This window comes from Longimicrobiaceae bacterium, from assembly GCA_035696245.1.
Taxonomy (GTDB): Bacteria; Gemmatimonadota; Gemmatimonadetes; order Longimicrobiales; family Longimicrobiaceae; genus DASRQW01.
The window spans coordinates 1-11490 of record DASRQW010000427.1; the positions used below are offsets into that span (position 1 = coordinate 1).

Consider the following 11490-nt stretch of genomic DNA (forward strand, 5'->3'; position numbering starts at 1 on the left):
GAGAGGGTTGGTCGGCGTTTCCTCGCCGTCGGGCGACCATCATTGAAGGTTCGCATCTCCTACGCTTGGCACCATGTCGGAGGAGAGACCGTCCTCGGCCCAACATCTCCCGATGCCATCCAGCCGCGCCTCCCCGCCCGCCTGGGCGCTATCAGCGGGCGAGCTGGCCCATCTGGTCCCACAGCGTGTATCCGCCCATCGCGGCCATACTGACGACCACGAGCACGCCCAGCGCCGTGAGCCACGCCGGGTGCCGGTAGTCGCCCACGATGGAGCGGCGGTACGCGGCGATGAGCATGACACCCAGTGAGAGCGGCAGGATCAATCCGTTGAGGGCGCCAGCTAGGATCAGCACCTTCACGGGCTTGCCCACGGCGAGGAAGACGGCGGTGGAGACGACGATGAAGCCCACGACCATCCGCGTCCACCGCCGCTCGAACACGCTCCCGAAGCCGCGCAGGAACGAGACCGACGTGTACGCCGAGCCCACGACGGACGTGATCGCCGCCGCCCACATCACCACTCCGAACAGCCGGTAGCCGATCTCCCCCGTCGCCAGGCGGAAGACGGAGGCGGGCGGGTTCGCGGCGTCGAGCATCAGACCGCGGCTCACCACTCCCAGCGCCGCGAGGAAGAGCACGATGCGCATCAGCGACGCGACGCCGATGGCGGTGAGCGCGGAGCCGTTCACCTTCCGCAGCGACTCGCGCCCGCTCACGCCCGCGTCCAGCAGCCGGTGCCCGCCCGCGAAGGTGATGTACCCGCCCACGGTGCCACCCACGAGCGTGACGATCGCGAGCACGTCCACGCGCGTGGGCACCACCGAGCGCACCACCGCGTCTGCGAACGGCGGGTGCGAGGCGACGGCCACGTACGCGGTGAGCGCCACCATCACGAACCCCATCGCCAGCGCGAAGCGGTCCATCGCCTTGCCCGCCTCCTTGACCAGGAAGATGCCGACGGCGATGGCCGCGCTCACCGCGGCGCCGACGGCTACCGGGACGCCCAGCATCACGTTCAGCCCCAGCCCCGCGCCGGCCACGTTGCCCACGTTGAACGCCAGACCGCCGATCCCCACCATCACCGCAAGCACGTAGCCCAGCCCGGGGAGCACGTCGTTCGCCACGTCCTGCGCGCGCCGCCCGCTGACTGCGATCACGCGCCAGATGTTGAGTTGCGCGCCGATGTCGAACAGCACCGAGACGAGGATGGCGAAGCCGAAGCTGCTTCCGAGCTGCGCCGTGAACACCGCCGTCTGCGTGAGGAACCCGGGCCCGATGGCCGAGGTCGCCATCAGGAACGCAGCGCCGAGCAGCGCGCCGCGCACCGATTCTACCCGGCGTCCGGCCGCCATCGCCCCCGCCCGTTCGTCCGGCATGTTGCTCCTGGGATATAGTGGTGGTGAGGAACGGGAGAGATCGACGGGATGCCGGGAAGCGCGGTCGGACGCGTTGCGCGGAAATGATACGCCGCGCGCCGCCGCGGAACCAGACGGATGCCGGAGAGTATGGCAGGAGGTCGGTTCCTGCTCTCCATCCACCGCCGCGCCGTTGCCGTTCTCCTTCCCGCGCAAGCTCCGCCTGGCCGCAACGCTGCTTCTCGTCTTCGCGGGCGCACTCGCGCCGCGCGTGGGCGCCCGTTTGGCCGCCGCGCAGGAGATCCTCACGTCGGGCCACGTGCGCGTCGTCTACCCCGCAGGCCAGCGGGCGCGTGCGGAGGAAGTGGCCGCCCTCGCGAACCGTCCGATGCGGCTGCCGGGGTTGGGCGACGCGGTGGTGCCGGAGTCGACGACGATCTACGTGGCCGCGACGCGTGCGGCGTTCGACTCGCTGGCGGGCGGGGATGCGCCGGAGTGGGCCGGCGGCGTCGCCATCCCGGAGACGCGCACGATCATCATCCCGGCTTTCGCGGTGGGCGACGCGCCGTACGAGCCCGTGGTGACGCTGCGGCACGAGCTGGCGCACGTCATCCTCAACGCGCGCCTGCCGCACCCAATCCCCCGCTGGTTCGACGAGGGGTACGCCGAGATCGCCTCGGGCGGGTGGGACGGGGAGAGTGCGTGGCAGCTCCGGGTGGCGTTCGTCACGGGACGCGCGCCGCCGCTGGACTCGCTGGCGCTGGGCTGGCCCGCGGGGGCGGACCGGGCGCGGCTGGCGTACCTGCTCTCCGCCACCGCCGTGCTGCACCTGGAGCGGCGCGACGGCGAGGCCGGCTTCCGCCTGCTGCTGGACAACTGGCGGCGCGACGGCAGCCTGGACGCCGCCGTGCGCACCACGTACGGGCTGACGATGGGCCAGCTGGAGGACGAGTGGCGCGCCTCGGTGAAACGCGACTACGGCTGGCTCCAGGCGCTGTCGTCCACCTCCGCGGTGTGGATGCTGACGCTGGCGGTGCTCTTCATTGCGTGGCTGCCGCGTCGCAAGCGCAACCGCGCCAAGCTGGCCGAGATGCGCGCCGAGGAACGCATGCTCCCCCCGCCGCGCGAGGACGGGGTTGACGTCGAATATCCCATCGGGTAGCTTCGGGTCCATGCCCAGACCCACGCCCACGACCCGTCCCCGCACCGCCGCCCCGGTGGCCGCGACCGCCGAGCAGGAGAGCGCCGTCCGCTTCTCGGTGCAGAACATGGCCCTGCTCGCGGCGGGCATCGTCGCCATCGTCGCGGGGTACGCGCTGCTCTCCGGCGGCTCCACGGTGGCGGCGCCGCTGCTGCTGGTGCTGGGGTACGTGGTGCTGATCCCGCTGGGAATCATCGGATAGCACCACCCACGGGCGCTTAGCTCAGCTGGTTCAGAGCACCTCGCTTACACCGAGGGGGTCGGGGGTTCGAATCCCTCAGCGCCCATCGAAGTCCGCCGGTCACAGCACCGGCATCGACAGATTGAAGGCCCGGCGAGGACGCATCCTCACCGGGCCTCTCTTCGTTGCGCCTCCGTCGGGACTACTTCCCGCGCGATCACCTCCGTCCATCTCCCGGCCTTCATCACCCGTGCGCTTCCCAGGCGTGTGCGAAGCCGGCGCTCGCAACGCGAAGACTCCCGGCAGCAGGCCACCAGGTGGCCTTCGTGCCGCCGTAGCCCGCGGCGTCAGCCGGCCGGGCGCACCCGCCGCCTCGAATCTCTCTAACCCCGCTGGAAATCCCTCAATCCGCCGCCACGTCCGCCCGGCCGTCTTCGATCATCGACGCTGGGTCGCTGATGGTCAGCTCGGCGATGGCGACGCTGCGGGGCATCTTCTCGACGCCGCCGAGGACGGGGATGTCGTCTCCGGCGGCGGCGCGGAGGTCCTTGAAGCGGCGGGCGGCGGGGAGCACGCTCCGCTCCAGAGAGCCCACGGCCTGGTTGTACGAGTCCACGGCGCGGTCCAACCCCTTGCCGATCTTCATCATGTGCATGGCGAGAACGCGCGTGCGGTCGTACAGGATGCGGCCGTTCTCGCTGATGGCGCGCGCGTTGTCCGCGAGCTGCTCCTGCCGCCAGCCGTAGGCGACGGCCTTCAGGAGGGCGATGAGGGTCGTCGGAGTGGCGAGGATGACCTTCTGCTCGGCGCCGAACTCGATGAGCGACGGGTCCTGCTCCAGCGCGGCGCTGAAGAAGGTCTCGCCGGGAAGGAAGAGCACGACGAACTCCGGCGAGGGTTGGATGTGCTCCTGGTAGGCCTTGCCGCTCAGCTCCGTGAGGTGCCGCCGAACCTGCGCCGCGTGCCCGCGCAACGCAGTGAGCCGCGTCTCCTCGTCGGGCGCCTCCAGCGCTTCCAGGTAGTGCGAGAGCGGGACCTTGCTGTCCACCGCTACGCACCGGCCGCTGGGGAGCTTCACGACCATGTCCGGGCGGCGCTTGCCCAGGTCGGTATCCACCGTCTCCTGCTGCGTGAAGTCGCAGTGCTCCAGCATCCCCGCGATCTCAACCACGCGCTTGAGCTGGATCTCGCCCCAGCGGCCGCGCACGGTGGGCGCGCGCAGAGCCTTCACCAGGTTCGACGTCTCGCCTTGCAGCCGCGTCTGCATCTCCTGCATCCCCCGCAGGTGCTCGGTGAGCGTGGCGTGGCTGTCGATGCGCCCCTTCTCCACATCCGCGATCCGGCTGTCCACCGCCGCCAGCGACGCGCTGATGGGCTGCACCAGCGCGCTGATCGCCTGCTGCCGCTGCTCCAGGTCGGCCTGCGAGAGCAGGTGCAGCCGGCCGAACTGCGTCTGCGCCAGCGTCATGAACGACTCGTTGTTCGACTTGAGCGCCGCGGCGGAGAGCGATTCGAACGCGTCCTTGAAGCGCGCCTCCGCCTCCGCCAGCAGCTTCACCTTCTCGGCTGCGAGGCCGCGCTCCTGGTCTAGCTGCGCGGTGAGCTGGGCGACCTCGCGGTCCAGGCCGGTGTTGCGCGTCCGGAGCACGTCGCTTTCCGCGGCAGAGCGCTCGGCGCGCAGCCGGAGGTCCGCGAGCTGGTCGTCCCTCGCCCGCACGCGCTCCAGCAGCGTCGCGCGCTCGGCGGTAGCGGAGGCCTGCGCGGCATTTGCCTTCGAGCGCAGGACAAGGATGACGATGACGGCGCTCACTCCCGCAGCGGCGAGCGAGCAGAAGACGATCTGGAAGATGGGCGTGGGCATAGAATGGGTTGTGACGAGGAGATGAACGGCGAAGCGGAAGGAAACATCCGGAAGGTGTCAGGAGGATTCGCATCGTCGTGAGGATGTGGCAAGTGCCGGTATTTATTCGGTCGGCCGTCGGACAGGAAAGCGGAACCGAGTCGTCCCGGCCTCACAATACCGTCTCTGACGGAAGTAGTGCTTGGCACATGCCGATGATGGGACCTCCGCCCATCGCCGGGTCGCGATCCATTCATCCAGACATCGACTCCGTTTCCGCTCGCGGCGCTCCGTGGGATCGAACTACTCGGCTTCCGATCAGTTGTACTCCAGGTTCTCGGACCTGAAGCCCACCTTCGCGAACAGCCGCTCCCAGTAGGCCCGAATCTCCGGTCCATGCGGCTTCGCCGCGAGATTTCCCAGAAGGACGCGCACGTGCACGTTCTTGAAGCGAGTGGTATCGACGCTCATCTCCATCACCCGCGCGACGTCGGCAGTCGCCCAATTCTCCGCCTCCGCGCGCGTCGAGGGAGGGTGCGCGTCGAAGTCCCTGCCAGGCGCCGGCATGCTCTCGCGCATGTCGCTGAGGTAATAGACACGCGCTGAGCTCGCCGAGTCGCCTTTCAGCTCGTCGCTCAGGACCTCCAAGCTCCCTAGCATGTCCGTGTGCCGCTTGTCGCCCGGTGCGACGAGCGAGCTGCCTAGCGCGAGAAGCTGGCGAGAAGCCTCCTCGTGCAAGCTCGCGATCTTCTGCTCGTACTGCGTCTTGGCGAGGGCCGCGGCGACTTTCGTCTTGCCCGTGGGGTCCGCGCTCTGGATCGTGTCCAGCAGGTCCACGCGGTCGACCTTCCCGCGCGTGTTGCCGTGCAACGGAAAACCGTGGACCGCGTCTCCCGGACATTGCAGGGCGGAGGTGGCGACTGCCTCCAGCGTATCGCGGAACAGCGCTTCGGTACGCGGATCGACGACGCTGCTCGCGCTCTGGTCGTAGAAGACGAGCGTCTGCTGCGGCGGCCGGCTGCACGGGCCGGGCGACGTGGGAGGGCACGCGGCGAGGAAGATCACCAGCGCGAGAGGGGGCAGCGCTCCGGCGCGCCGAGCGAAGGTTGAGAAGGTCATGCGTCCGAGATGTCAGTTGGAGGAGTGGGCGCTCAGCGCGATTTCGCGGATGGTCCGGCGGAGCGCCACGAAGGGACGGGGACGCTTTCGGCGGGGACGTTCCGCCGCCGTCGCCGCCGCGGCGTCTTCCGACTCCCGAGTCTCGAGGTTTCCTCCAAGCTCGTACCCGTCGTCGTACAGGCTGCGGAGCCGGTTCGTCCTTACCTCCACCCTGCGCGCCAGCAGCTCGCGGCGCTCCCCGGCGAGGTCGTCGGCCCGAAGCTCCAGAGCCGCGGCCGCGGGCTCGTCGGCCGTCAACGCGAGGAGGCGCTTCAGCTCGGCCGTCCGCCCCGGCAGCTCGTCCGCGACCCGTCGTTGCGCTTCGCGGGCCGCGAGGTGCGCGGAGGCCAGCTCGGATTTGCGCTTCGCGGCGGCGCGGCGCAGGTAGCGTCTGTCGTGCAGATACCGGAGCCCGATGCTCAAGCTCACGGCGCCCGCGGCTGCGAAGAGCGTCCCCGAAAGGATGAACGACCACCGCGCCAGGCTGCTCGAAAGCATCTGCTCCTGCAAGTCCATCAACCGGCTGCCCTTTTCCGCGGCGGAGAGCGCGGCGTTCGCCTGCAACATCGTGATCTTCGTCTGCGTGCCGTACGACTCGGCCCGGAAGGCGCCCAGTACCCACAGGGTCACGAACGAGGCGAGCGCCAGCGTGCAGATCACCGCCGTGAAGCGCGTCCGCTTCCCCTGCCAGTAGGGCGTCTCGACGAGGCGGTCGTACGCGGGCTTGAGGACGATCGAGATCATGGCGAGGCCGAGCGCGAACATCCACGACTCGTCCACTCCCAGGAAGTTGGAGCCGGTGAGCCCCAGCGCGTCTGCTACGATCTTCTGCGACATCACCACGTCGCCCGCGATGAACACCAGGCCGGCTGCGAGGAAAAGCGTCCCCTGCGTGAGCGAGCCCGCGGCGTGGGTCTCCCCCGCCTGCGCCTCCGCGGCCGTCAGCTCCGCCGCGGCGTCCTTCAGCGCCTGGTTCGCCGCGGCCTTGCCCTCTGCCAGGCTCGACAGTTCCTCCGTCTTGCCGGCGATCTCCGCCCGCTGCTGGCGGAGGGAGGCGGCCTTCTCGCGAGCGGCCTTCTCCCGCGCCTCGAGGTCGGCGAGGAGAAGGTCGATGCCCTCGCCCTCGACGGTGTGGGCGATGAAGTCGCGGAAGTTCTCCGGGCTTACGCCACGGCGGCCGTCCAGGTGCCCGTAGCCGAACGCGGAGTCGACGTCGGGCACGTCGCTGCGCATGAAGGTGACGGGCACGCTGAAGTGCGACGCGTTCTCGCCCACGTCGCGCCGCACGGGCTCCGACGCCGGGGCGGCGGCTGTCTCGGCTGGCTCGGGCGTCTCGCCTGCGATCCGTGAGAAGATGCCGGAGAGGGAGATGCGGGGAATGCGGATGCGCATCAGTGGCTCCCGTGGGTGGAGAGGACGGAGGCGCGCGGGTGCGGCGCGGCGTGCGTGCGGGAGGCGCTGGCGAGCTCGTACTCGCTGCGGAAGAGCGCCAGCTTCGCGTCGCGTATGGCTTCCCACTCGGCATCGGAGCGGACCGCGGCCAGGTCGCGGCGGAGCGATTCCATGCGCGCTTCCAGGTCGCGGCCCTGCTGCTCCAGCGCCGTCTCCTGCTGCGCGCGCCCGGTCATCTCCCGGCGGTCCATGCGCGCCCGCCGGAGCTGCCGGACGGCATCGCCCAGGCGCGGAACGCTGCTCAGGAGCTGGCGTCCGGCGAAGACGAACACGAGGAAGAGGAGCGCCGCTTCGGCCAGCGAGCGGGTGGGCCCCAGCCGCTCCCCGGCCCACGCGGTCACGAACGCCGCGGAGACCAGCGGAAGCCCGAATTCGGCCAGCCGCACCTTCCACAGCTCCACTCCGCCGGGCCGTTGCTCGCGGTCGTTCACGAAGAGCGCCGAGACGGGGAGGAAGACGGTGAAGAAGCCGGCCGCCACCACGCCCATCGTGACCATCGCCGGGGCGTCGAACGCGCGCCGGAGCTGCTCGAAGACGAGCGCCGCCGTTCCTGCGCACGCGCCGCCCGCCGCCACGATTCCCAGGGAGTACCGGAAGACCAGCGCCGCCGGGTCGTCGTCCTGCGCGTGCGCCGCGGGTTCCGGCGCGCGCTGCCGCAAGGCATCGCATCGGTCCGCCAGCTCCCCGATCCGCGTGTGCACGGACTGGAGCTCCGCTTCCAGAGCGCCTCGCTCGCGGCCGCCCTCGGCCGCGCGGCGGCGGAAGTACGCGCCGATGCAGGCCTCCTTGTACGCCAGCCCCGGTGCGGCGCCGGACAGCCCGAAGACCACGCCTTCGTCACGGAGCAGGCCGTCGTCTTCGATCCAGAGGAAGCTCTGCTCGCGGTCCTCGCCATCTGGGTCGGGGGAAGGTCCTGCGAATTGGATCATCTTCGACTTGCGGGCTGGTGGTAGCGATGTTGTGGGGCGCATGCCTGCACGCGTGCCGCCCGGCGCGGGCTTGGGGAAAGAGACGCCCGTCCCACGAAATCCAGGGGCGCACCTGCCCGTGCAGGCCGCGCATCCGACCGTGGCCCGCTACGGGCGAGCCGTTCTCTCACTGTCGGTCTGCCGCCGCAGATTTCGCACGGAGGCCCACGCTTTCACACAGCCGCGCACTGCGGCCGACTCCCGACGCTAGATTTACCAAGCGGGCACCGAACTGGCTCAACGTGGTATCAAACAGGTGCGTAATACTTAGCTCTGAGGTTTGTCGCGCTGCCGGGCGTCCGTCGGCGCCTGTTTAGGTGCTGAACCAGTGCAGATGTACGTTCCATCCGCCATGTGTGAGGAGTGCAAGATGATCCCGTTTTCGGTGCTGGACCTGTCGCCCATCATCCAGGGCGGCGATGCGTCGCTGGCCTTCCGCAACACGCTGGACCTGGCGCAGCACGCGGAGCGCTGGGACTACCGGCGCTTCTGGCTGGCGGAGCACCACAACATGCCCGGCATCGCGAGCGCGGCGACGGCGGTGGTGATCGGCCACGTGGCGGGCGGCACGCGCACGATCCGAGTGGGCGCGGGCGGGGTGATGCTGCCCAACCATGCGCCGCTGGTGGTGGCGGAGCAGTTCGGCACGCTGGAGGCGCTGTACCCGGGCCGCATCGACCTGGGGCTGGGGCGCGCGCCCGGCACCGACCAGGTGACCAGCTACGCACTCCGGCGCGACCTGATGAGCACCAGCGCTGCCTTCCCCTCGGACGTGCAGGAGCTTCAGCAGTATTTCCGCGCCGCCCAGCCGGGGCAGAAGGTGCACGCCGTGCCGGGCGAGGGGCTGAACGTGCCCATCTGGCTGCTGGGCTCCAGCATGTTCAGCGCGCAGCTCGCCGCGGCTCTGGGGCTGCCGTTCGCGTTCGCGTCCCACTTCGCGCCGGACCTGATGATGCCCGCGCTGCAAGCCTACCGCAGCGGCTTCCAGCCGTCGGACGTGCTGGAGCGGCCGTACGCGATGCTGGGCATCAACGTCTTCGCGGCGGACACGGACGGGGAGGCGCAGCGGTTGGCGACATCGCTCCAGCAGCAGTTCGTGGCGTTGCGGCGCGGCAACCCGGGCCCGCTCCGGCCGCCCGTCGACAGCATGGACGACGTGTGGTCGCCGATGGAGAAGGCGTCGCTGCACTCCGTCTTCTCGCAGTCCGTGGTCGGCGGGCCGGACGCGGTGCGCCGCGGCCTCCGCGCGTTCATCGACCGCACGGGCGCCGACGAGCTGCTGGTGACCGCGCAGGTCTACGACCACGCCGCCCGCCTCCGCTCGTTCGAGATCACCGCCCAGGTCCGCGACTCCCTCGCGGAAGAGGAGAGGCGCGCCGCTCCGGCAGCATGATCTCGAAGCCCCGCAGATAGCTGACGCGGAGGCGTTGAGGCGGCGAATCGCGGTTCGCCCCGTGAGTCCGTCTGGACCCGCTCAAAGATGCGTTGATCGACGGACTGCTCGTCGCCGCGCGCGAATCAGCCTCGACGACACGTCCGCATCATTGGACTTGGTCCCAGCGATCCACCCTTCCCGATTCGCCAGACCGCAGCCTAACCGCTTCCGCCACAAGCAGTTCTCCCCTCTCCCGCTTGCGGGGGAGGGGCCGGGGGAGGGGGCACCTTTCCGCACGCTCCACATCTTCCGAAGCCAAAAAACATCCCAAAGCACGAAGGGCCGAGTCGAACGAATCGACCCGGCCCTTCGTGTACCTCGTCGCTGCATCCTCGATCTCGCGGCGTGCTCTACTCCACCCGCACGTCCAGACCGAGCGCCTGGGCGATGACGATGGTCTGGTCGATGGTGATGATGGCGCCGCGGAGCTGCGCATGCTCCGGGTCGATCGCGCTGATGTCGCTGCCGCGCAGGTCGCACCGGGTGAAGTCCGCGCCGTGCAGTGACGCGCCGGAGAGATCCGCGTCGCGCAGGGTGCCGCCGCGGAAGCGGGCGCCGGTCAGGTCGGCCTCGCGCATCTGAACGCCGCGGAAGGTGGCGGAGCGCAGATCCGCGCCGGGCATTCCCACGAACGACCAGTTGCCGCCCGCGACCTGCATCACGTCGAACGTGCAGCGGTCGAACATGCTGCCCACGAGCTTGCAGCCGGTGAACCGCGCGTCGTAGAACGAGCAGCCGTGGAAGGTGCAGTTCACGAACGCGGCATCGGCGTGCACCGACGCGTTGAACTTGCCGCGGCGGAACGTGCACTCGGTGAAGACGGCGCCGGTGTTCGCCGCCTCCGTCCAGTCCCCGTCCACGAACAGGACGCGCGTGTGGGCCTGGCCGGAGATGTCGTCGCCGTACCAGTCCGCGCCGGTGATCGTGCTGTCCGTCTTCGGCGCCGCTGCGCCGTGCATCCGCTCAGCCACGGGCAGCTTCCGCGGACGGATGCCGCGCATCGACCGAATGGCTGATGTCGTTCGGGGCGGCGGTAGTTGCGCCTGCGCGAGCGAGAGTCCACATCTCCCGGCTCACTCGCGCGCCTTCGGCGGGGGAGCGGGGACCGTCGGGGCGTCCAGGTCGTGCGGGATCACGTAGAAGTTCTCGTCGACCTTGAAGTCCGCCGGGCTCGCCACGGTGACGCGTGCCGTCTTCCACGCCTCCGTCGGGCGGATGAGCGTGTACACGCCGGGGGAGAGCGTCACACGCACGGGCATGTCGAAGCCGGGCACCACGTCCGCCCATCTGTAGCGTAGCGTCCCGTTGCGGATGCGGTACTCCAGCACGGGGATGCGCGTGGTGGTGAGGTACTGCCGGAACACGCGGTCCAGGTCGATGCCGGCCTGCCGGCTGATGTACTGCTGCACCTGGCGCCCCGTCACCACCTTGTGCCGGAAGGTCTGGTTGAGGCCGCGCAGAATGCCGCGCCACCTCTCGTCGTCGCCCACGATCTGCCGGATCGTGTGCAGCATGTTGCCGCCCTTGTAGTACATGTCGCCGCTGCCCTCGGCGTTCACGCCGAACGCGGGGATGATGGGCTCGTCGTTCGCCACGTTCGCGCGCGTGCCCATGATGTACTTCGCCCCCGCCTCCTTGCCCTGCTGGCACTCCGTGTACAGGCTCTCGGAGTAGTGCGTGAAGCTCTCGTGCACCCACATGTCGGCCAGGTCGGCGCTGGTGATGTTGTTGCCGAACCACTCGTGCCCGCTCTCGTGGACGATGATGAAGTCCCACGCCAGCCCCAGCCCTGTGTGCGACAGGTCGCGGCCCAGGTAGCCGTTCTGATAGTGGTTGCCGTACGCCACCGCACTCTGGTGCTCCATTCCCAGGTGCGGCGTCTCCACCAGCTTGTAGCC

Annotated in this window: 10 protein-coding genes and 1 tRNA gene; 4 read left to right on the forward strand and 7 right to left on the reverse strand. The window is 69.7% G+C overall.

The genetic code is table 11. From position 1 onward, the window contains the following. Positions 1–151: 151 nt before the first annotated feature. Entirely contained in the window at positions 152–1378 is a 1227-nt protein-coding gene (locus VFE05_19175) for an NRAMP family divalent metal transporter (protein ID HET6232205.1), read from the reverse strand. A 172-nt stretch (positions 1379–1550) separates the two neighbouring features. On the opposite strand from VFE05_19175, the gene VFE05_19180 reads away from it, so the two are divergent. The 3 genes from VFE05_19180 (at position 1551) to VFE05_19190 (ending at position 2845) form a co-directional block, all read left to right on the forward strand. Beyond that, positions 1551–2519, forward strand: a complete 969-nt coding sequence (locus tag VFE05_19180) for a peptidase MA family metallohydrolase (protein ID HET6232206.1) — start codon at positions 1551–1553, stop codon at positions 2517–2519. A 10-nt stretch (positions 2520–2529) separates the two neighbouring features. After that, a complete protein-coding gene (locus tag VFE05_19185) occupies positions 2530–2760 on the forward strand; it encodes a hypothetical protein (protein ID HET6232207.1) in 231 nt (76 codons plus the stop codon). Between the two features lie 10 nt (positions 2761–2770). Beyond that, a tRNA-Val gene (locus VFE05_19190) sits at positions 2771–2845 on the forward strand. A 297-nt stretch (positions 2846–3142) separates the two neighbouring features. On the opposite strand, the gene VFE05_19195 is transcribed toward VFE05_19190, so the two are convergent. The 4 genes from VFE05_19195 to VFE05_19210 form a co-directional block, all read right to left on the reverse strand. Then, on the reverse strand, positions 3143–4600 hold the full coding sequence (locus tag VFE05_19195) for a DNA recombination protein RmuC (protein ID HET6232208.1): 1458 nt from the start codon (positions 4598–4600) through the stop codon (positions 3143–3145). Between the two features lie 297 nt (positions 4601–4897). Further along, positions 4898–5644: a hypothetical protein gene (locus VFE05_19200; protein HET6232209.1), complete on the reverse strand. Its 747-nt coding sequence runs from the start codon at positions 5642–5644 to the stop codon at positions 4898–4900. A 66-nt stretch (positions 5645–5710) separates the two neighbouring features. Continuing rightward, positions 5711–7129 carry a hypothetical protein gene (locus VFE05_19205; GenBank protein HET6232210.1) on the reverse strand — a complete coding sequence of 473 codons (1419 nt, stop codon included), beginning with the start codon at positions 7127–7129 and terminating at the stop codon, positions 5711–5713. Continuing rightward, the gene (locus tag VFE05_19210; protein ID HET6232211.1) at positions 7129–8118 is read right to left on the reverse strand and encodes a hypothetical protein; all 990 of its coding nucleotides are present in this window, start codon (positions 8116–8118) and stop codon (positions 7129–7131) included. Before VFE05_19210 ends, VFE05_19205 begins: the two co-directional genes overlap by 1 nt. A gap of 409 nt (positions 8119–8527) precedes the next feature. Between VFE05_19210 and VFE05_19215 the strand changes: the two genes are divergently transcribed. Then, positions 8528–9550: an LLM class flavin-dependent oxidoreductase gene (locus tag VFE05_19215; protein ID HET6232212.1), complete on the forward strand. Its 1023-nt coding sequence runs from the start codon at positions 8528–8530 to the stop codon at positions 9548–9550. 392 nt (positions 9551–9942) lie between these two features. Here the strand turns inward: VFE05_19215 and VFE05_19220 are convergent, their stop codons facing one another. Both VFE05_19220 and VFE05_19225 read right to left on the reverse strand, forming a co-directional pair. Further along, positions 9943–10563: a pentapeptide repeat-containing protein gene (locus VFE05_19220; protein HET6232213.1), complete on the reverse strand. Its 621-nt coding sequence runs from the start codon at positions 10561–10563 to the stop codon at positions 9943–9945. A 102-nt stretch (positions 10564–10665) separates the two neighbouring features. Continuing rightward, a partial coding sequence (locus tag VFE05_19225) for a M1 family aminopeptidase (protein HET6232214.1) occupies positions 10666–11490 on the reverse strand: 825 nt, incomplete at its 5' end.